Annotated in this window: 18 protein-coding genes and 1 pseudogene; 15 read left to right on the top strand and 4 right to left on the bottom strand. The window is 58.5% G+C overall.

The genetic code is table 11. The features are described 5' to 3' along the window. Nucleotides 1–355: 355 nt before the first annotated feature. Complete coding sequence (locus IPK32_21575; GenBank protein MBK8094476.1) at nt 356–1525, top strand: anthranilate synthase component I family protein; 1170 nt, start codon at nt 356–358, stop codon at nt 1523–1525. A gap of 8 nt (nt 1526–1533) precedes the next feature. Here IPK32_21575 and IPK32_21570 read toward each other — a convergent pair whose 3' ends face one another. Further along, a complete protein-coding gene (locus IPK32_21570; protein MBK8094475.1) occupies nt 1534–2784 on the bottom strand; it encodes a trypsin-like peptidase domain-containing protein in 1251 nt (416 codons plus the stop codon). A 115-nt stretch (nt 2785–2899) separates the two neighbouring features. Between IPK32_21570 and ispG the strand changes: the two genes are divergently transcribed. The 4 genes from ispG (at nt 2900) to IPK32_21550 (ending at nt 6699) form a co-directional block, all read left to right on the top strand. After that, nucleotides 2900–4672, top strand: a complete 1773-nt coding sequence (ispG, locus tag IPK32_21565; GenBank protein ID MBK8094474.1) for a (E)-4-hydroxy-3-methylbut-2-enyl-diphosphate synthase — start codon at nt 2900–2902, stop codon at nt 4670–4672. Between the two features lie 45 nt (nt 4673–4717). After that, nucleotides 4718–5470, top strand: a complete 753-nt coding sequence (locus IPK32_21560) for a hypothetical protein (protein MBK8094473.1) — start codon at nt 4718–4720, stop codon at nt 5468–5470. 249 nt (nt 5471–5719) lie between these two features. Next, nucleotides 5720–6073, top strand: a complete 354-nt coding sequence (locus tag IPK32_21555; protein MBK8094472.1) for a hypothetical protein — start codon at nt 5720–5722, stop codon at nt 6071–6073. 32 nt (nt 6074–6105) lie between these two features. Continuing rightward, nucleotides 6106–6699: an STAS domain-containing protein gene (locus IPK32_21550; protein ID MBK8094471.1), complete on the top strand. Its 594-nt coding sequence runs from the start codon at nt 6106–6108 to the stop codon at nt 6697–6699. Here the strand turns inward: IPK32_21550 and IPK32_21545 are convergent. Next, nucleotides 6666–7406, bottom strand: a complete 741-nt coding sequence (locus tag IPK32_21545; protein ID MBK8094470.1) for an outer membrane lipoprotein-sorting protein — start codon at nt 7404–7406, stop codon at nt 6666–6668. The genes IPK32_21550 and IPK32_21545 overlap by 34 nt on opposite strands. Nucleotides 7407–7435: 29 nt before the next feature. On the opposite strand from IPK32_21545, the gene IPK32_21540 reads away from it, so the two are divergent. The 4 genes and pseudogenes from IPK32_21540 (at nt 7436) to IPK32_21525 (ending at nt 11300) form a co-directional block, all read left to right on the top strand. Further along, nucleotides 7436–8830 (top strand): glycosyltransferase family 39 protein, encoded by a 1395-nt coding sequence (locus IPK32_21540; protein MBK8094469.1) that lies wholly within the window; start codon nt 7436–7438, stop codon nt 8828–8830. Nucleotides 8831–9023: 193 nt separating this feature from the next. Next, nucleotides 9024–9721 (top strand): annotated as a pseudogene (locus IPK32_21535) (glycosyltransferase family 2 protein). A 72-nt stretch (nt 9722–9793) separates the two neighbouring features. Next, a complete protein-coding gene (locus tag IPK32_21530; GenBank protein MBK8094468.1) occupies nt 9794–10213 on the top strand; it encodes a hypothetical protein in 420 nt (139 codons plus the stop codon). Continuing rightward, entirely contained in the window at nt 10113–11300 is a 1188-nt protein-coding gene (locus IPK32_21525; protein MBK8094467.1) for a hypothetical protein, read from the top strand. The genes IPK32_21530 and IPK32_21525 overlap by 101 nt, the downstream gene beginning before the upstream one ends. A 225-nt stretch (nt 11301–11525) precedes the next feature. On the opposite strand, the gene IPK32_21520 is transcribed toward IPK32_21525, so the two are convergent. Next, nucleotides 11526–12932, bottom strand: a complete 1407-nt coding sequence (locus IPK32_21520) for a sigma-54-dependent Fis family transcriptional regulator (GenBank protein MBK8094466.1) — start codon at nt 12930–12932, stop codon at nt 11526–11528. A 105-nt stretch (nt 12933–13037) separates the two neighbouring features. Here IPK32_21520 and IPK32_21515 point away from each other — a divergent pair, with 105 nt between their 5' ends. From IPK32_21515 to IPK32_21500, 4 genes are all read left to right on the top strand, one after another. Continuing rightward, the gene (locus tag IPK32_21515) at nt 13038–14582 is read left to right on the top strand and encodes a hypothetical protein (GenBank protein MBK8094465.1); all 1545 of its coding nucleotides are present in this window, start codon (nt 13038–13040) and stop codon (nt 14580–14582) included. A 960-nt stretch (nt 14583–15542) separates the two neighbouring features. Beyond that, a complete protein-coding gene (locus tag IPK32_21510) occupies nt 15543–15863 on the top strand; it encodes a hypothetical protein (protein ID MBK8094464.1) in 321 nt (106 codons plus the stop codon). A gap of 437 nt (nt 15864–16300) precedes the next feature. Then, on the top strand, nt 16301–19021 hold the full coding sequence (locus IPK32_21505; protein MBK8094463.1) for an immunoglobulin domain-containing protein: 2721 nt from the start codon (nt 16301–16303) through the stop codon (nt 19019–19021). A gap of 221 nt (nt 19022–19242) precedes the next feature. Further along, nucleotides 19243–19635, top strand: coding sequence for a hypothetical protein (locus tag IPK32_21500; protein ID MBK8094462.1), 393 nt, complete (start codon nt 19243–19245; stop codon nt 19633–19635). A 389-nt stretch (nt 19636–20024) separates the two neighbouring features. Here IPK32_21500 and IPK32_21495 read toward each other — a convergent pair whose 3' ends face one another. Beyond that, entirely contained in the window at nt 20025–20195 is a 171-nt protein-coding gene (locus tag IPK32_21495) for a transposase (GenBank protein MBK8094461.1), read from the bottom strand. Nucleotides 20196–20289: 94 nt separating this feature from the next. Here IPK32_21495 and IPK32_21490 point away from each other — a divergent pair, with 94 nt between their 5' ends. Both IPK32_21490 and IPK32_21485 read left to right on the top strand, forming a co-directional pair. Next, nucleotides 20290–20553 carry a transposase gene (locus IPK32_21490; GenBank protein ID MBK8094460.1) on the top strand — a complete coding sequence of 88 codons (264 nt, stop codon included), beginning with the start codon at nt 20290–20292 and terminating at the stop codon, nt 20551–20553. Beyond that, on the top strand, nt 20553–20960 hold a 408-nt coding region (locus IPK32_21485), incomplete at its 3' end, for a transposase (protein MBK8094459.1). The genes IPK32_21490 and IPK32_21485, both read left to right, overlap by 1 nt.

Raw genomic sequence — 20960 nt, 5'->3', positions numbered from 1 at the left:
GTCGCCCCTTCCACCGGCGATCATAGGGATAGAGTGAGGTTTTTGCATTTATGGGAGCGAGAGATTTCTCCCCCTCTACAGAAGGCACATAATGTGTGGCAAGACCTGAATCCAAGTCCGCGATAGATCGCGAAGCGGAATTGAGAGCGCGTTCGTCGAGAAGAGCTGAAGAGGGCATGGGGGATGAATGATCACGATAAAGCGATGAGTTGCAACAATATAATGCCATTCATTATAAGTGTGTCGGCGGCCTCGCTTAGCTTGTGGGAATGTCGATTGCTGAGGGGGGGAGAGGGTGCGAAAGGCGGGGGTGGTTGCATTTCATTCGCCTGGGAATGTTGTATTGCCCGCTTCTGTGTCGCCTGCGCAGATGGCGGCGGCACTGCGTGGGCGTGAGGGGTTGGTGTGGATGGATTCGGCTCTAGCGGGGCCGGGGGCGATGAGCGTTCTTACGGCGGAGCCGGTGGAGGTGCTGCGGGGGCATTTGGAGCGGGACTGGCGGCGTGTGCGTGCTGCTTTAAGTGTGCCTCGGGCGACTCATGGGGGCCTCTATGGCTGGGTGGGCTACGATGGGGAGTTCGTGTTGGGGATTTATCCACATGGCTTGGTTTATGAGCATGATTCGGGGCGGTGGACTCCTTTTGGCGATTTTAAGGTGCCGGATGGGGGCTTTGAGCTGCCAGTTGTGGCGGGTGAGCTGGATTTTCACCCTCTTGTGTCGAGGGAGGAGTTTATTGGCATGGTCCAGCGGGCGCAGGAGTACATCGCGGCGGGGGATATTTATCAGGTGAATCTTTCTTACCCTTGGGTGTCGGCGTGGCCGTCCGGGGCTGATGCATTGGCTCTGTATCTGAGGCTGCGAAAGGTCTCGCCCGCGCCGCATGCGGCGTTTTTGCAATTGGAGGGCACGACGGTGTTATCGGCTTCGATGGAGACGTTTTTGCATCTGGATGGTCGGGATGTGAAGACGCGGCCGATCAAGGGGACGCGGCCGCGCTTTACGGGGGATTCGCAGCGTGATGTGGCGTCTCAGAATGAGCTGCGAGCCTCGGAGAAGGAGCGGGCTGAGCTTTTGATGATCACGGATTTGGAGCGCAATGATCTCGGCCAAGTGTGCGAGTTCGGCAGTGTGCAGGTGCCGGAGTTGTGGCGGGTGGAGAGTTTTGCGCAGGTGTTTCACCTGGTCTCTACGGTGACGGGACAGTTGCGGGAGCATATCGATCATGCGGGAGCTTTCCGGGCGTGCTTCCCTGGTGGATCGATCACCGGGGCTCCGAAAAAGCGTGCTTGTGAGATCATCGCCGAGCTAGAGCGCTATCCGCGTGGTCTTTACACGGGGGCGATCGGTTGGTTCGGTTTTGATGGGCGTAGTCAGTGGAGTGTGGCGATCCGTACGGCGGTGCAGTGTGGCGAGGAGATTCGTTTTCACACTGGGGGCGGTATCGTGGCAGATTCGGTCCCTGCTTTGGAGCATGAGGAGACGCTGCATAAGGCCGCCGGGCTACTGGCGGCAGCTAAGGGCTGAGGGGAGGCTTACTTCTGTGTAGGCGCGGGGCTCGTCGGGGCAGGGGATGGGCTGCTTTCGGGCATCTGCATGTCTGGCCGGGACTGGAGCTTGGCATTCACCTCCATGACTTTTTGTCCACGGATGAAGTCGAGCTTTACCTGACTGCCTACGGGCTGCGTGCGTATGACGAGGAGTAGATCGCGCGGGGAGCGGAATGCCATGCCCTGGAATCGGGTGATGACATCGCCTGCCTGAAGGCCGGCGACGGCGGCGGGCGAGTTCGGATCAATGTCGGTCACGTAGGCACCGATGTTGGCACCATCCCAGGCTAGGGGATTGATGGGGATGGGCTCGCTGCGCACCTCGATGCCGAGGTAGCCGCGTCCCAGCACGGCGAGTCCGGCGGCGGCATCTGCTTGCGCTTGGCTGCGCTGCTTTGCTAGCACGGCATCGACCCAGTTTTTCACATCATTGGAGGGGATCGCGAGGCCGATGCCCTGCCAGGCACGGACTTTCTCATCTCCACGGTAAAAGATGAGCGTATTGATGCCGACGACCTCACCATTCAGATCGACGAGGGGGCCGCCGCTGTTGCCGGGATTGATGACTGCATCTGTCTGGAAGAAGTCGAGCGTGCTCTCACTGAGCTGGCGGTCGCGGGCGTTGATGATGCCCTGTGTGAGGCTGCCGCCGAGACCAAAGGGATTGCCCGCCGCGAAGACGATCTGCCCGACACGGGCCTGATCCGAGTTCGCAAAGCGCAGGGCGGGGAAGTCATGCTTGGTGCTGTCGATCTTCAGCAAGGCGACATCACGCTCCGCATCAAAGTTGACGATCCGCACTGTGTCATACCGTGTCCGGTCCTGGGTAATGACGGAACGGAGGGCCACATTTTGCACCACATGGTAATTGGTAATGATCAGCCCGTCATTGCTGATGATCACGCCCGAGCCCTGCCCAGGCATCACCTCTGCACCGGCGACGAAGCCGTAGAGCGGGTCCAGCATCACGCGGGGCCGCTCTGTCTGCGTATTGATGCTGACCACGCAGGGCATGATCTTTTCTGCCAGGGTGGCGAAGTCATCACTCATCCGCCGCATCAGGTCCAGATTGGTCACATCGAGCTTCGGTGCCAGTTTACCAGACTCCGGCGGACGCCGCCCATCGACGAGGTGCGGCAGACCATAGGGCTCCCCGGTGCCGCGTGACATGAGATACAGCCCCGCGCTGATGGCGAGGATGGCTGCGGCGACGAAAAGGCGGCGGACGAGTTCCATTCAGATTGTGTGTGAGTCCGGGCATGGTGCGTCGCCACCGGCCATCTTCAAGCCACAAGGCATAGCCCGCCGTGCTTGCCAATTCGCCCATCGCCGCCATTCTTCGCACCTCTGCATGTCCTCGACCGCCTCCCAGCTCCGCTACTGCCCCGATCTCTACCACTACCAGCGCCGTGAAACGCGCCCTGTCAGCGTCGGCCCCGTCCAGATCGGGGGCGGTGCCCCGGTGGTGGTGCAGAGCATGCTCACCAGCGACACGCGTGATGCTGCAGCCTGTGTCAAAGAAGCGCTCGCTCTCGCAGAGGCAGGCTGTCAGATCGTCCGTGTCACCGCGCAGACACGCCTCATCGCAGAAAATTTACAGCACATCCGCGATGGCATCCGCGCTGCCGGGTGTGGCGTTCCGCTGGTCGCCGACATCCATTTCAAGCCCGATGCGGCCATGGAGGCCGTGAAGTGGGTCGAAAAAGTCCGCGTGAACCCCGGCAATTACGCCGACAAAAAGAAATTCGCCGTCAAAGAATACACGGATGAAGAATACGCCGCCGAGGTGGCCTACATGGAGGAGCAATTCATCCCGCTGGTGAAGGAGTGCCTCCGCCTGGGCCGCGCCATGCGCATCGGCACCAATCACGGCAGCCTCAGCGACCGCATCATGAACCGCTGGGGCGATACGCCGCTCGGCATGGTGGAGAGCGCTCTCGAATTCGCCCGCATCGCCCGCTCGCAGGGCTACCATAATTTTCTCTTCTCCATGAAGGCCAGCAATCCGAAGGTCATGATCGAGGCCTATCGCTTGCTCGTCGCTCATTTGAACCAACTTGGCTCCGACTGGAACTATCCCATCCACCTCGGCGTCACGGAGGCCGGCGACGGCGAAGATGGCCGCATCAAAAGCGCCATCGGCATCGGATCGCTGCTCGCAGACGGCATCGGTGACACCATCCGCGTCTCTTTGACGGAGGATGCCATCTTTGAGATCCCTGTCGCTCAGCAGCTCACCGAATGTGCCCGCCGCATCGAAAAAACAGGCCTCGCAGGCAGCTCAACCGCTGCCAGCTATGATGCCTTCAGTTACAGCCGCCGTGCCAGCCAGCGCATCAGCGTGGATGGCATCGACATCGGCGCGGGAGCCACCGTGCCCGTCTTCACCACGCAGAAAAAGTGGGACGCCGTCGCGCATAAGCTCGACAAGCTCGGTGACTACAAGCCGGAAATCGTGCTCGAAACAGCCAGCGTGCTCGAAATCGACCCCCGCGACGAAAAAGCCATTTCAGAGCTCCAATCGGCCCCAGAGGCCAAACTCGTCACCGTGGCGGAAAACTGCGATTTGCACCCCATTCACGCTTTTCGCCTCCTCGCGGCCCGAATCGACGAAAAACACCCCATTTTGCTCAAAGACACCTTTTCCGGCGGCAGCGGCGACTTCACGGAGAATCTCCTTTTTGCCGCCACCAACATCGGAGCCCTTCTTTGTGACGGCATCGGCGATGCCGTGATCGTCAATGGTGAGGAAGCACCCGGTCAGAGCTTCCGCATCAGCTACAACATCCTCCAAGCCGCCGGCGTCCGCATCTTCAAGACTGACTACGTCGCCTGCCCCAGTTGTGGGCGCACGCTTTTCAATCTGCAAACCACCACGCAAAAAATCCGCGCCTCCACGGGCCACCTCAAAGGCGTACGCATCGCCGTCATGGGCTGCATCGTCAATGGCCCTGGTGAAATGGCCGATGCAGACTTCGGCTACGTCGGCGGAGCTCCCGGCAAGATCAATCTCTACGTCGGCAAGACCGCCGTGAAATTCAATATCCCTGAGGAAGAAGCCGTCGAGCGCCTCATCGACCTTATCCAAGAACACGGCCGCTGGTTTGATGCCCCCGCCGCCTGATCCCTGTCCGCCCACACCCTGAATCCACTCACCACCACACACCCCATGCGCCGCACCATCATCACCCTCTTGCTCCTCACCACTGCCGCCGTTGCCGCAGACACACCACGCCTGCCCAGAGTGCCCTCCAAGCCCATCGCGGTGAAGAAAGAACTGCTCTTCGAGGATGATTTTTCCGCCTCCACACCGGCCAAGCCCTGGCACCGCGTCGTGGACACCTTCACCTTTGAAAACGGCGAGCTCAAAGGCAACCAGACGCGGGTGGTGGACAGCACTGCACCGGATGGCAAAGTCATCAAAGCCCATGCCGCCGTCCACGGCCTAGAAATCCCCACCCAAGACAGCATCGTCGAATGCCGCATCAAATTCGATGGAGCGACGATGATCGACGTGGAGTTCGATGACCGGAAATTCACTGGCTGCCACTACGGCCACATCTGCCGTGCACAGGTCCGCCTCAATGGCATCACCATCATTGACGAAAAAGATGGCAACATGCGCAATGACATCTACGAGATGAAAAAAGACCCCGCCAAGAAAGCAGAAGTGGCCAAACTCCTCATCGGACGCCAAGCCACCTTCCCCGCAAAGCTGGAAACGGGTAAATGGTACACCCTGCTCGTCGAAACCATCGGTGATGCGATGCGGGTGAGCATCGACGGCAAGTCCATGGCCTATTTGCAGTCCTCTGGCATCGCCCACGCCACCAAATCGAAGATCGAACTCGGCGTGGCAGGCAAAACAGGCAGCTTTGACGATCTGAAGGTGTGGAACGCAGAATCGGCCAAGAAAAAGTGAGTTGCTGACGCAATCACGGGTCTAGTCCTAGACAACTCGTAGTGCGAATTCGATTCTCTGCTGAAGGGCTCCGTTGACAGCGAGTTGCCTCCCGCAATAGGTGAGTGCGATGTCTCCCGTCTCTTTTACCGCTCTTTTCCGCTCTGTAGCACTGCTGCTGGCGATGCTCGTACTCGGTGCCTGCTCCTCCTCGGTCACAGGTCCTGGCGGGAAGATCACCAAGGTGAAGATTACCACCTCCAAGCAGGAGTGCCCGCAGCGACCCAGGTGCAGGCAGTGAATTTCGAGCGGGAGCACTTCCTCTACGGCGCGGTGACGGCGGAGCAGATCAAGAACCGCTTCGGCCACTACTACACCATCTTCTGGAAGCTCACAGACCGCACTGGCCCGGTGAGAGTGCGCTTTGACTACCGCTTGGCGGACGCTGGGCTGAAAATCTTCTCCAAAGAAGTCGTCGTCGAAGATGTGCGCCGTGCGAACATCACTGAGTTAGCGGTAAATGGTGCGGAATACCAAAAAAATGGCCGCGTGACGATGTGGAAGGTCTCCATTCTGCGCGGCAAAGAAGAACTCGTGAGTCAAAAATCTTTTCTCTGGAATTAATCCCTGTCCTCTCCGATCACCCCACCCCCACTATGCCCGCTGCCGCCTCACGTATCCTCGTCGGAATGATCGGTAAGGTCTTCTGGGTGCGAGTGGATGGCAAAGGCACCTTCCAAAACAGCGTGCAGGCAAAAAGTGCGCTGCTGAGCATGCTGGCACGAGGTGTGCGTGACTTCGTCGTCGATCTGGAGCGCTGCCCGATGATGGACAGCACCTTTCTAGGTGTGCTGACGCAGGTATCCCTGAAAGTGAAACAAACTGGCGCAGAGGGCACCTTCAGCGTGCTGAACGCGAACCAGCGGAATGTCCAACTGCTCACCAGTCTAGGGCTCAATCACATCCTGGAGCTCGATACCGAAGGGAAGCTCTGGTTGGCCGAGCGCGAGCAGGCAGGCACTGCGCTAAAACTGTGCGAAGAGGCTGAAGCCAGCGGCTGCAAAGAGGAGCAGGCACAGCACATCCTGGATGCGCATCAGACGCTCTCTAGCCTGAGCACGGAAAATGAGTGTCGCTTCCGCGACGTGATCGACTTTTTGGAGAAGGAACTGGCGGCGGCAGGCCCACAGGAGCTGATGAAGCTCAGCCCGCAGGATCACTTCTGCTGCGGGGTATCCATGGTCATGTAAGTGCGGCCTTTGCGCTCTCCATTGAATGGATTGTAAGTCTCGATCTTCATTTCCTTCAGCGCAGTGGCCTCACGGCCATCCGGGCCTTTGATTTTCTGGACCTTGGTGACTTCAAATCGCTTCACGAGCTTTCCATTGCGGTCGTAGGCTTCCATTTTGGCGGCACCGCCACTGCCCTGGTGGACGTAGATGTCCACGGTGTGATAGGGGCCTTCCACGATGGGATTGGAGACTCGGACGAGCCAGCATTTCTGCAAACTGACACGTTTTTCACCGAGGAGCTGCGGTTTCGGCCAATAGAGGAATTTCAGCGAGAGATCGAGATAGTTTAGAGTCATGCCACGGATGTAGTCCGCATGCTTGGAGGCCGGGACGACTTGGCTACCGCCAGATTTCACTTCATAGAGCACGGCGGGGCGGGGATTCATATCCAGGTGGATGATCTGGCCTGGATTGGCAAAGCGGAAGCGCATCACGCGCTTCTCCATGGTGAGTTCCATCGATTCTTGTCGGCCTGTGGCATCATCACGCAGGGCGCCGGTCATTCTATGATTTTGCAGGGCGTAGCTGAGCTGGACGATTTCGAGGATTTCCTGCGCGGTCTTCGGTTTGGCATCCTCGGCATGGATGGAAGCAGGGATGATGACGGGCGAGCAGGGTGAGGAGAAGGAGGGCGTTTCATGAGAGTGGCAAGATGAGAGCGGCACTTTGACAGGCGACGTGGAGACTCTATTCAATGGGCATACACACCATGCAGCGCCAGCGCTTTCTATTCATCGGACTCGGTCTGCTCACGCTCTGGCGCTGGGCGCTGTTGCCGACGGTGGAACTCTCGCCGCAGGAGGCCTTTGCGGCGCTCAGTGCGGGGCGCGGCTGGCCTGCGTGGACGGATGGCGGTGGGGTGCTCGTGCCACTGCTAGCGCGGGCTGGCGCGGCGGTCTTCGGCATGAATGAGTTCGGCGTGCGCTGTGCGGCGCCGTTGCTGGCGCTGCTGGCATCCCTGGCGGTGTGGCGTTTCGCCCGTGGCCTCTTTGATCCGATGGTGGCGGGCTGGGCTGTCGTGGCGCTGAATGTGCTGCCCGCTTTTAATCTGGCCGCGCTGACGCTGACGCCGGGCACATTGATGTTTTTCTTCACTGCCATGGCGCTGCTATGCCTGCGGATGGCCCTGCTGCATGCGCATCCGCTGCATTGGGGCTGGTGGGCCGTGGGAGCATGCGCAGCGGGCGCGGCACTGACAGCGCCGCCTGGCTTGGGACTGCTGCTCGGCATCGTCTGCGCACTGGCATGGCCCAAGCGGCTGCGGCATCACCTGCGGTTCCCTGGATTTTGGATCATCACGGCGTTTTGGAGTGCGGCGGTGACATTCTGGTTCCTTGCACAGTGGCGCAATGGCTGGCCAGTGCTGGAAAACGCGGCCCTGTGGCCAGTCGTGGCTGTAGCGCCGAATTTCCTACGCTGGGTGGTGATGGCATCACCGCTGATCCTGATGCTGCTCGTGCTGCTCACGCGGCAGGTGGCACCCCAGCTCGTGCTGGCAGGTATGCGGGCTCTGCCCCTGGGCTGTCTGCTGCCGATGGCGCTGCTGGATCTACTCTATGGCCCACGCTTGGCCTGGCCGGATACGGGTAGTGCGGCGTGGCTAGTGCCTGCGGCAGTGGTGCTGGCGCATCAGGCGGCAGTCTTTGGGGCGCTGCCAGTGGAGCAAAAAATCAGCCTCCGCACGACCGCGCTCGTGCTCGCCGGGTTACAAAGTGTGCTCCTCATCCGAAGTGATCTGCCGCGCACACTCGGCCTGGGCTGGGATTTGGCCCCACGCATGGCGGCGCAGACGGATTGGGCGCGGTTTTTCAGCTCAGACCCGAATGCGGCCATGTACGGCTGGCGTGAGTCCGCGCGGCTTTTGGACACAGCGGTGGAAAAAGTGGCCCAGAGCCGCCAAGGCACGCCGAGCTTCATTATCGCGGAAAATGGCCAACTCGCCGCTGCACTAGAGTTTTACCAAAAAGCCGGTCCCGGCGTGCTCCAGCCCACTTTGGCCTCTCCACGCGTCCATGCCCTCCAAGATGGCTCCTGGGGGCACCCGTATGCCTTTTGCCTCGCTACGATGCCGCCAGGACGGGAAAAGTGACTTCCGCAGCCAGGATGCCATCTTCATCACCGATGATCCAGCGGCGGCGGCCCCGCCCACCGCTCTGGCGAGGCATTTTGCTGGCTGGGAACTGCTATCCGTGGCCCGCGTGATGCATGCGGGAAATGAGGTGCGATGGCTGAAAATCTTTTCTTGCCACGACTATCGACCGCCCGATTTGTAGCGCCCCCGCATGCCCGAAAATCCCGCCATCTCCATCGTCGTCCCTCTTTATAATGAGGAGGGCAATGTGGCAGAGCTCCAGCGCCAGATCGACGCAGCTCTAACCGGGCGTGAGATGAAATCGTCTTCGTCGATGATGGCAGCACGGACGCCACGCTCAAGAACATCCCCGGCGGTCCCCGCGTGCGGGTGCTGCGCCTGGAAAAAAACAGCGGCCAGAGTGCCGCCATGCACGCCGGCATCCACCAAGCACGCGGCGAAATCATCGCCACGCTCGATGGCGATCTACAAAACGACCCCGCAGACATCCCCGCCATGCTCACCATGCTCCAGCAGGGCTGGGACCTCGTCTGCGGCTACCGCGCACGGCGGAAGGACACCGCCTTCAAGCGCCTGCAAAGCCGCATCGCCAATGCCGTGCGTGGCCGCTTCGTCGGAGACGGCGTGCGTGACACCGGCTGCACTCTCAAAATCATGCGCCGTGACTGCCGTGAGGCGCTGCTGCTCTTCAATGGCATGCACCGCTTCATCCCCGCCCTCATTCGCAACATGGGCTGGCGCGTCACCGAGATGCCTGTGAACCACCGCCCCCGCGTCAGCGGCGTCAGCAAATACGGCTTCGGGAATCGTGCCCTAAGGGCCACCATGGACATGTTCGGCGTGCGCTGGCTCAATAGCCGCCGCACCCGTTACACCATCCAGGCCTGAGGCCCGCCTTTGTGCAGAAGCCGTATTTCATGCTTGCCAGAAATGCTCCATTTCAGGCAAAATGGCGTTCTTATGCGCAGACACCTCCTCCCGCTCCTGCTGCTTTTTAGCTTCATCAGCACCACACTCCCTGGGCAAGAAAACACTCACTGGCGAGCAGGCGCTGCCGCTGTGGACATCACACCAGCCTACCCCGTCCGCCTCAGTGGCTACGGCAGCCGTACCACCGAGTATGAAAAAATCACCCAGCGCATCCAGGCTGCCGCGCTGGTGCTCCAGTGGAAAGATGAGCCACCTGCCGTCATCATCACCGTCGATAACTGCGGCGTCCCCGCCACCCTCCGAGCCGAGGTGCTGCGCCGACTCGCCGCTGCGGGTAAAACCATCGCAGATGAGCGCCTCGCGCTACACTCCTCACACGCATTGTGCCCCCATGCTCGAAGGCGTGCTCACCAATCTCTTTGGCACCGATCTCAGCCCCGAGCACAGTGAGAACGTCCATCGCTACACCGAAGACCTCACGACCTGGATCGTCCAAGCCGTGACAAATGCATGGGAAAACTCGAGGCCCGCACGGCTCGACCGCAGCGAAGGCAAAGCCTACTTCGGCCTCAATCGCCGCCTGCGCTCCAAAGAAGGCACTCTACAAAACGCCCCCAATTTCAACGGCCCCACAGACCGCTCCCTCCCGCTGCTCCGCGTGAAAAGTGTCGATGGAAAGCGCCTCCTCGCCACCCATGCCAGCTACGCCTGCCACTGCACCACTTACAGCACAAACACGATCCACGGCGACTGGGCTGGCAGCGCCCGCGTAGAAATGCAGGCACGCTTCCCCGGCAGCGTCTGCCTCATGGCCATCGGCTGTGGCGCAGACCAGAATCCCTATCCCCGTAGTCAGCCCGGCCGTGCCGAGCAGCACGGCACCAGCATCGCCCGCGAGCTCGCCACCCTCGTTCACCAGCCCATGCAGACCGTCAGCGGCCCACTCACCTGCGCCACGCGTGAAATCCATCTGCCCTATGACAAAGCACCCACTCAGCAAGAATGGGAAACCCTCACCACCGATAAAAACAAATGGATCGCACGCCACGCACGCATGCACCTCGCCATCTTAGCCAAAGGCGATCAAATCCCCTCCGCTCTGCCCTACACCGTCCAGACATGGCACTATGGCCAGGATCTACTCGTCATCAATCTGCCCGGCGAAGTCGTCGTGGACTACAGCCTACGCTTTAAACGCGAGTTCGACCCCTGCACGCACCTGGGTGAATGCCTACACGAACGATGTGCCATGCTACATCCCCTCCCAGCGTGTCTGGCAAGAAGGTGGCTACGAAGGCGGCGGTGCCATGATCTATTACGCCCGCCCCACACGCTTTGCCTCCGGAGTGGAGGCACTCATCGCCAAAGCCGTGCACGGCATCACAGCGCCGAGCTTCCGAGCCAAAAAATGATCACTCACGCAACTGCGTCATCCAGCCCTCAAGGCAGGATTTCCGTGACCACCTTTGTCTCCAGCTTCGGTGTTGCCGTAACGATGATATGGCGCTCCACTTTGCGCACACCATTCACCTCGTAGTAGCGCTAATGGTGCACCTTACCGATGGATTTATTCGTCAGCGGTTCATTCGGAGCCACCTTGCTTGGAGCGCATTGCAGAAGGAACATGGAGGCGAGAGCGAGGAAGAAAAATTTCATGATGGAGGAGCCACTTTTTGGTTGGCGGCACCTTCAGTCACTCGTGAGCAGCATTTCGTTGAAAATGAACCAACAAAACACCACCCTCTCTTGGCGCTGCCCGCGCCTAGATTGATTTGCGGCCCTTTTTCACCGGCGCAGCCGCCTGCGGCGCAGGCGGTGCCACCACCGGCTCCTCAGCATGCTTGCGGGCCATTCGCTCCACCTCATGCGCGATCCATGGCATCAGCTCCAGATCAGGAGACTGGCCCGCCAGATGCACCAGCGTCGTCAGCGCATCCCGCATACGAGTCAGATGGCTAGCTGTCCCGTGGTGGCGGCTGCCCTTACTACCCAGTGGAATATCCGAAGGGAGCAAAATGTCACTATTACACAGCGCACAGGCACGCTGGATCGTATTCTCCAGCTCACGCACATTCCCCGGCCAATCATAAGCCTCCAGCATATCCAGCGCATCATCCGTAAAGCGCATCTGCGGCCCACGCCGCCGCGCAGAGAGCTTTTGCAGGAAAAACTCCGCCATCAGACGCACATCCTCACGCCGCTCCCGTAGCGGCGGGATGTGGATGCGCACCACATTCAGACGATAAAACAAATCCTCACGGAAAGTGCCCTTCGCCACCTCAGCCTCCAGGTTCTTATTCGTCGCAGCCAGCACCCGCACATCCGTCTTCAGCGTCTGATTACCGCCCACACGGCTATACTCACCCTCCTGCAGCACTCGCAGCAGCTTACTCTGCACCGCCAGCGGCATATCACCGATCTCATCGAGAAAAAGCGTCCCCCCATCACACTGCTCAAAACGGCCCACGCGTAAATTCGTCGCACCCGTAAAACTACCCTTCTCGTGACCGAAAATCTCACTCTCCAGCAAATTATCCGGAATCGCCGTCACATTAATCGCCACAAACTCCTTCTGCACCCGCGGGCTAAACTTATGAATCGCCCGCGCCACCAGCTCCTTCCCACAACCGCTCTCCGCCGTAATCATCACCGGCGCATCCGAGCGAGACACACGGCCAATCAGCTTAAACACCTCCTGCATCGCCGCCGAGCGGCCAATAATCGTCTCCTGGATCGACTCCGTCGCCGCACCTGGCAGTTGCTCACGCGTCACCCGCCGTGTCTCGATCGCACTCAGCGCACTCTCCACCACCGCACGCAACTCATAAGGCAAGCGCTCCTTTGGCAGCACATCATACGCCCCATGCCGCATCGCCTCGATCACCTGTGACGTCGCCGCCGCATTGCTAAACAAAATCACCATCGCATGCGGATCAGTCTGCCGCAGTCGCTTCAGCAGCTCCACCCCGCTCACCCCGCCCGAAAGGCGAATCTCCGCCAAAACCAAGTCCGGCCTCCTCTTTTGATAAGAAGCCAGAGTCTCCTCCGCACGCTCATGCGTCGTGATACTCACCCCCGGAGCCTTCAAATGCCCAGCCGCCCACGCGAGAAAGTCCGCGTCGGAATCGAGAATCAGGAGATGGCTATCAGTCTGGATGGGGTCTGTCATGAGCGCCCACCCTTATCGTCGAATCACCACGTCGCAACGATCTCCCCACTCAACCACATCATCCGCCTTGAACAGTCGCACTTTTCCCCGACAATCCGCCGCCCCATGAGCCGCCACCATCAGGACATCGACCTCCACGCCCTCCCCACAGTGGCGGATCATGACGATGACGACCTCATCGACCGCGACGACCGCTGGCACGAGCACCAGCGCCAAAAAGAACAGGAGAAAGCCACCGCAGCCGTCCCCACCCCCCACGAGCAGCCCACCGCTCATCCCGAGCCCCAGCCCGAAATCGCTCCAGAGCCCTACTTTGAGCCCGAAGCCGAAAACGAGCCCCAAGAGACCCCGCTCGAAAACCCAGCAGAATCCGCCCTAGAGCCCGAAATCGTCCAAATCGACGAAATCCCGCCAGTCGTCGCCCCAGCCCACTCAGAGCCTCAAATCGAGCCCCCAGAGGCCCAATCCCCTCCCGAAGAGCCCCAAGCCGACGAACCGCCCCACGAAGACAGCCACCCAATCGACGTCCCCAAACCACCGCCCGAGCCCGAACTCAGCGAAGAACAAAAAAAACACGTCTTCTGGCTCACCTGGAAAGAAAAAATCGGCGCCAACTCCCTCGCCGCCAGCATCATCATCCACCTCCCCCTCGTCGCCATCGAAGCCTTCATCACCGTCCGCCATGTGATGAACAAGCAAGTGGACTTCCTCCCCGGAGGCAACGCCGCCGGAGCCGCCGCCAGCAACGCCCTCGAACAACGCGTCAAACAAAAGCGCCAAACCTGGACCCGGAAACAACCCCCGCTCCGCCGCATCAGCGTCCAATCCATCGCCTCAGACATCCAGCTCCCAGAGATGCAGATGGACAACATCGACCTCTCTGACATGACCGACAAACTCGCCCTCGGCAACGTCGGAGCCATCACCGCAGGCCTCGGCGGCGGCGGACTCGGCGGTGCGGGCGGCGGCTTCGGAGCAGGCATCGGTCGCGGCGGCGCCTTCAACTTCCTCGGTCAGACCGCCTTCGGCAAACGCGTCGTCTTTGTCGTCGATGTCTCCGGCTCCATGGAGGCCGTCGGCGAAGGCGGAACCAGCCGCATCCAAGCACTCAAACGCGAGCTCGACAAAAGCCTCGCCAAAATCCCCGCCGGCACCTTTTACCAAATCCTCTGCTTCTCAGACTTCGCCTGGCCCCACAACATCGTCGATCCCTCCAAAAGTGCCGCCTTCGAAAAATACCGTTGGCCCATCGCACCAGAAGACTGGAAAAGCGCCCGCATCCCCAGCTTCCCCTTTCTCCAAGCCACGGTCTTCAACATCAACGACAGCCGCAAAAACATCGCCCAAATGTCCACCAACGGCGGCACCAACTGGGGCTCCGGCCTCCTCATGGCCCTCAAAGCCAATCCCCGCCCCGACATCATCTTCTTCATGACCGACGGCCAGCGCATCGACGAAATGGGCTGGATCGACATCATCACCCAGGAAAACCACCGCATGGGCACAGGAACCATCATCCACACCAGCGTCATGATGGAAACCGATGCCGCTGCCGACATGGACCGCCTCGCCCGCTCCAACGGCGGCACCTTCAGCGTCGTCCTCAAAGACGGCACCGTTATGCGTGGTGATAAATACTTCAGCAAATAAGCCACCCGCCTCATTCACCCTGCAAATCCCGCAGCGCATGAATGTCGCCCTCCACCTCTCGGATTCTCCGTGCCCCACTTCGACGTGCAGGTCCAAACAACCCTCGATTTTGAGTAAAAAACTCGTTCACGAACTCTTTGCTCCCAATCATCGCCCCCTCCGTGAACTGACAATCCAATTTTGGACACCATGGCATGCACAAAATTATTCCATCCCGGCGTCCCCCATCGTGAGGGCATCGAGCCGCTTCCTGAAATCCTCCTTGGTATCCTACTTCAATGAGGCATCACGTGATGCCATCAAGGCTTCTCTACCTTGAACGAGTCCAACATCGCTTGAACATCTGGCAGTAAACACTGCTCCTGTTCGGGGAACAAAGTCCTGACAATGATGAAGCAACGATCTCCAACAGTGCATACATTTCCCAGTGTCCACGATCCTTGCTATTCCATTCTTTGGCGAGTGAGATCGAGTAAGGCTGATTCTTCATTAGGATGATCGGACTCGTCTGGAATGTGATGATGAGATTTGCAGCAAGCTTGTCAGTGTTCGGCGAACTGGAATTGGCACGTTGATCCTTTTTTTCGTAGCTCCACTTCGACTAGGTTTGCAGTGCGATCACATCAAAAAGCTCCGCCAAAGTTGGTTTATTGAACTCTGGAAACACGGGTGAGAGTTCAGCCCTGCCTAGCTCCTCATTTGCCGTTTGGAGGCCGATGGCAGTGCCGGTGCTCATGGAGCTGAAAACTAAAACATTATACCTGGCTACTTATTCGGAATCAGGATAACATAAATAAAAATTATTTTGGATGATATTTCTTATATCTTGCCGAGTGGTATTTTCTCAATCAAAGGCCTTGCTTGATCTTGCCTATGGAGAAGACTTTAACTAGGTTCAGGGTGTGGTTTCGACCACTTAACTTGGCAACAGTTGGTTTCAAAAACAGTTCCTCACAAACTATGAATGTAAACCCAATGTCAAAGTGGTCAGGCAGAGCTTTTACGGCTGCCCTTGTATTATTCACCGCTGTCTCGTCGCTGGCACAGAGTCCTTTTGCGGGCACTTGGAAGGGGCGATACTCCTTCTATGACGGCGCAACGGCGACGGGTGTGCCTTATCAAAGCAATCCGCTGGAGTTCACCGTGGAAACGGGTGGCACGGTGACCAATGTCACCAACGCTGTGACTACGACCAGTGGCACCATCTACGGCACAGTGAACAGTGGCGGTGTGGGTACTTTCACTGCAAGGCACGAGTCTGGTGTCCGGCACCTTCAATAATAGCAATGGCACTTTTACGGTGCAGATTTCCTTGCCGCCTGCTTCAGGTCATAGTTCGGGAATAACGCAATATGTCTTCGCTCAGAAAATTTACGGGCTGCTGCCAGAGTGGCAGGTGTCCAGTTCAGGCAGCGGTTTTATTCCAGCGGATCCATTTTATGGTGTCAGCCTCACAGCGAGTCCGACCCAGTTTTGTGAGTCATTAAGCATCAAAACAATACAGATACGCCGGTCATCATCCGCAGCGCAGATGGGGATACCTGGACTAGTCACACACCGCTGGTGTCACAACCTGCGGGTGCGGCTTCCATCAGTGGGTGAATGACCGCTTTTTCTGACGACCTCCAATGGTCTCTACACTTCCTCCGATGCGCTGACCTGGTCCGGTCCGTATGCATTGCCTGCGGGGATCAGTATTCGAAAATGGGGCTATTTCGGTGGTACTTACTTTGGTCTGCTGGGAAAGTTTTCCCGCCGTCGGACTGGAGGCGATTGTCAATACGGATACGATCAACTGGACCCGTACGCTGCTGGCTACCGGTGTGGATGAGAACCCGGTGGATTTTGCGGCCAGTTCTTCCCGCGTGTTGGTTTCTATTAATCAGCGGCAGAACTACTACTCGACAACTTCAGCCACTGGTCCGTGGTCTGCTGTGCCACCAGCCCAAAATGAAAGTGGTCCGTGGCTCGTGACTTATGGTCCGAGTACTTTTGGCGCGGTGCGGCAGTTGGTGAACAATGGGCTACAAACGGGCTTCTTTACCTCTACGGACGGGCTCTCCTGGACCCAGGTGAGTCCTGGCCCTGCGGTATTTGAGAGTCCAAATTTCTACTCTTCTCCTTTTCGTTTGGTGAGGTCTGATAGCAGTCATTTTTATGCAGTTGGCGATCCATCGACCGCGAATTTGAAGCGCACGGCTGATTTATTGCGCAGTTCAAATGGTAGTTATTGGGATCGCGTGGCTCGGGTGCCTGTGGGACGACAAATGTTCGTAATCGGAAATCTGCTGAATGTAAGTAACCGCTGGATCGTGCTCGCGCAGCTCGACGGCACAGCCACACGAACGATTTTGTCCGTTGGCCCGGACTCTGGACAAGGACTTCCGCAGGTAGCTTTGCCGTGGATTGTCAAAGAGCCCAAGGACATCAACAACACTGCGGGAACCGTATCTAGCTTGGTTGTGGAGGCGATGGGCAGCGGTCTGCCAGTGACTTATCAGTGGAAAAAAGGCACCACGATTCTAGCGGGTAAAACCCAGCCCATCCTCACATGGAGTTCACCGACCACTACGGACAGCGGAACCTATACGCTGGAAGTTACCAACGGCTACGGCACCACCACTACACGCGCTGCGACGGTCACTTTCACAGCAGTGGTGCCGCCGGCTATCACTGCGTCTCCCTTTTCCCAAAACGTCATGGAAGGTAATGGCGGCAACGCCTTTGGGCTTTCCGTTACCGTCACAGGCACCGCAGGAACCTTCACCTATCAATGGCGGAAGAACGGGGTGAATATTCCGGCTGCGACGACGGCTTTTTATACTTTCCCAGGTACTACAGTCGCAGATAGTGGCAGTTTTGACTGTGTCATCACCTGGAGTGGCGGTGTCCTCTATCATCCACCTGCCCAAATTAACTTCATCCCTGTTACAGGACTGGTGAATACCGCAGGTGCTGCTTACCGAGTCGTGACTCCGGGTGTTTCGGCATTCTTACAGGCCAATGTGACCGGGCCGGGAACTCTGTCATACATATGGCAGAAGGATGGCGCTCCTATTGCCAATGCGCCTGCTCCGAATCTAGTCAGTGGTGCGACAACGGCCAATCTCAATACCAACCCAGCCCAAGCAGGCGTATTCCGCTGCCTCGTCACCTCGTCCACAGGTGCATCGCTATTAGGCCCGCCGATCACCGTCACGGTCGCCGCGTCTCCTGCACACAATCTTCTCGGCAAGGAGTTGGTGAAAATCGCTGACAAAACCAGTAGCCGCCCAGACCTCCCCGCAAATGCGGTCGGAACGATCACCTCTGTGAGGTTTCGAGAGGACACAGCACTCTTCACTGGACTCAACTCGACGACAGGTAAGGAGTATCTATTCCGCTGGAATGGTGGAACGCTCAGTGCCATCGCCACGCCCACCATCATTGGTGACGCGGGGCTTGCCTTCACGGGAGTCGCCCGTCCCTACACCGAGCCGTCCGGCGGCAGCTTTTTCTTTGTCGGCTACCACAGCGTCTCTACCACCGTGGCCAATGTGCTGTACCGCTGGAGCAATGGGACATTGACAGCAATCGCTAAACAGGGAGAGGCAGCCCCTAATGACGGCACTTTTGGCACACTCAGTGTTTTGGCTAGCCGCGACGATGTGTTGTTTTTCAGCAGTAGTGTCACACTGCCGGACACAACCACTGAGGTGCGTGTTTTTCAGCGAGCGGCAGACGGTTCCGTCAGTGTATTCCTGACACCCGCCACAACTCTGCCCGGTGGCACCTTGGCGCGTAGCGTGGGACTGGCAAACTTCGACGGCAGCACACTCCTGATGACCGTCTATGACAGCAATCCCGTGACGGCCAGTACGTACAGCATGATGCTCCGCCGCGCTGCCAACGGCTCGCTTTCAAAGCTCTTCGACATTAACACCCTCATCCCAGGCACCACCAGTCCTATGACTAATATCGGAGCTGCCGATGTGGAGGGTGGCCGCTTTTTCGCTGGCTCACCCGTTGCATATGAGGTGGTTTTTAATGCCGATGGCACACCACGCAGCGGACGCCAGGGGGCATTTTCGGTCACGGCTTGCGACACCGAGGCCTATCTCCGCTACACCGGGCGGTCTGTCACATACATCAAAGATAGTCTCTCTATCGCGGTCGTGGACAGCCTCCAAACGATCGACGGCTTCTCGCCCACCACAGTGATCGCAGAAGCTCACGGGAGTGAAGCCGCCTTCCTGGCTACCAATGCCACCAACTCCAGTGTGCTACTTGCACTCGATACAGCAGCCGCGGCGATCCCAGTGATCACTTACCAACCTCTATCCCGCACCCTTGAGGCAGGCTCCCCCGTCAGTTTCACCGCTCTCGCCAGTGGAGAAGGTATCTCATGGCAGTGGAACAGAATGGTTCACCCATACCAGGAGAAACTCAAAACGTCTTAGCTTTTCTCCGGCATTTCCTCCGCTGATGGTGCCAGCTATACAGCCACAGCCACGAACTCGCTCGGCAGCGCCACTAGCAATCCTGCCGTCCTCACACTAGAAAACGCCTACGGACATCCTCCGCAGATCATCCTGCAACCGGCCGATCAGCAGTTCATTCCAGGTAAAGCCATCTTGATCCAGTTAGTAGCTGACCCTGGCTCATCTGTCGCCACCTACTCGTGGACGAAAAATGGCCTTCCGTTCCGCACCACTGCCAGTGCAGCTCTCTCCATGGGCACTGGAACTACCACCGCCGTAGACGCCGGGTTTATCAGCTCACCATCACCAACGCCTATGGTAGTACGACGAGTCGCCTAGTCAATGTCTCCGCTTTTAGTACGGTGCCCCCCTCTTTCGCCATCACCGAGCTCACCATCAGCGGTGGAAACTTCTCCTTCACCACGCCCGTACTCACCAGCGGCAGTACCTATCTTGTGCAGACTAGCTCCACATTAGCTCCAGGCTCTTGGATTACCGTACAGACCATCGTCGGTAGTGGGTCGTCACAAAGCATCTCTTTTCCCTACAGCAACGCAATCCCAGGCGCATTCTACCGCATCATGGAGCAGTAGTGATGGCCACGTTCGGGATGGCTTTTACCTCCAATAAGTAGCCAGGTTAAAAGTTATATCGGTGGTTCCTTTCCTGGAGATTTAGCCTGGTTACTTATTCTTTGTTTTGGTGCGCACAGCCCTGGTAATTCAAGGCCTCTGGTCCGATGGGACAGGCTCTATTCTACATTTGGAGGCTCGCCGATATCCTGAACTTTAAACCTGGCTACGTATCTTATCACTTATTGAAGGCTAATTCATTCCTTCTTCATGGTAATATAGACCGATTCTCAAAAAGAATGTCATAAACGCGTCTTTGGGCGCTCTGGGACTGAAGGATGGAGGGCTGGTCGACCAAGGCGCAGGGGACTCGATGATACGGTCCTGAAGTTGCTCGGAAGTCTTGGCGATCAGCCGTTGAACCAGTCGGCCTTCATGCGCAGCCACAAGCGCTCAATGGCGTTGAGGTCTGGCGAGCGTGGCGGCAGATACTCCGGCTCGAAGTGATGCCAGTTGAGGCTCTTGGTCTTGTTGGCCTGCTCCCTGAAAGTAGGACGGTTGTAAAACGGTCTGGGCAGGATCGCGCAGGTATGTCGTGCCCTGGAGCTTGCACGGTCGGGCTACTACCGGGTGGCGAAAGTCAGCGCGGAGGCGAGGCATCGAAGAGTTCGCATCGTGCGGTTGAGCCGTAAGCATCCGCGCTACGGCTACCGCCGGATCACGGCGTTGCTGCGACGCGAGGGCGAGCGGATCAACGTGAAGTGCGTGGCGAGGGTGCGCAGGGAGGAAGGACTGCAGGTGCGCAAACGCCAGCGGCGGATGCGGAGTGAGGCCTGGGCAGCAGGGCGGCAGGCTGCGGCGCATCGCAATCACGTGTGGAGCTGGGACTTTGCAGGCGACCGGGTGGAGGCGGCAGCGCCTTTCGCATCCTCACCTTGATGAACGAGCACACGCGTGAAATCGCGTATGCGATCCAGGACTGGATGCAGCATCGGCAAATCAAGATGAGCTACATCAAGCCGGGATCACCTTGGGAGAACGCATACATCGAATCGTTCCACGACAAGCTGCGCGACGAATGCCTCAACCGCGAAGTGTTCGGCAGCCTGGCGGAGGCCCGGGTCGTCATCGAGCAATGGCGGCGTGAATACAACGAATACCGTCCGCACAGCTCGCTGGACTACGGTACCCCGGCACAGACGGCGGCACGCTGTCAAACTCCGCTGCGGCCTCGTCTCGCTATGCTCGACGAGACCTTCGCTGCGTTTGACAACGTGAGGAAGACCAACCAACATCAAAGATCAACCCAGAGAGACGCAGGAACTACATTTGCTGACCTGTCCCAC

Source organism: Verrucomicrobiaceae bacterium (genome assembly GCA_016713035.1).
Taxonomy (GTDB): domain Bacteria; phylum Verrucomicrobiota; class Verrucomicrobiia; order Verrucomicrobiales; family Verrucomicrobiaceae; genus Prosthecobacter.
Note: the sequence above shows the minus strand (reverse complement) of the source record. Positions and strands in the feature narration are given on the sequence as shown.

Excerpts from the sequence above, each read along its gene's own strand:
- IPK32_21570 (MBK8094475.1), bottom strand. The coding sequence starts at position 2,784 with ATGGAACTCGTCCGCCGCCTTTTCGTCGCCGCAGCCATCCTCGCCATC.
- ispG (MBK8094474.1), top strand. The coding sequence starts at position 2,900 with ATGTCCTCGACCGCCTCCCAGCTCCGCTACTGCCCCGATCTCTACCAC.
- IPK32_21560 (MBK8094473.1), top strand. The coding sequence starts at position 4,718 with ATGCGCCGCACCATCATCACCCTCTTGCTCCTCACCACTGCCGCCGTT.
- IPK32_21550 (MBK8094471.1), top strand. The coding sequence starts at position 6,106 with ATGCCCGCTGCCGCCTCACGTATCCTCGTCGGAATGATCGGTAAGGTC.
- IPK32_21540 (MBK8094469.1), top strand. The coding sequence starts at position 7,436 with ATGGGCATACACACCATGCAGCGCCAGCGCTTTCTATTCATCGGACTC.
- IPK32_21530 (MBK8094468.1), top strand. The coding sequence starts at position 9,794 with ATGCGCAGACACCTCCTCCCGCTCCTGCTGCTTTTTAGCTTCATCAGC.
- IPK32_21525 (MBK8094467.1), top strand. The coding sequence starts at position 10,113 with ATGAGCGCCTCGCGCTACACTCCTCACACGCATTGTGCCCCCATGCTC.
- IPK32_21520 (MBK8094466.1), bottom strand. The coding sequence starts at position 12,932 with ATGACAGACCCCATCCAGACTGATAGCCATCTCCTGATTCTCGATTCC.
- IPK32_21515 (MBK8094465.1), top strand. The coding sequence starts at position 13,038 with ATGAGCCGCCACCATCAGGACATCGACCTCCACGCCCTCCCCACAGTG.
- IPK32_21510 (MBK8094464.1), top strand. The coding sequence starts at position 15,543 with ATGAATGTAAACCCAATGTCAAAGTGGTCAGGCAGAGCTTTTACGGCT.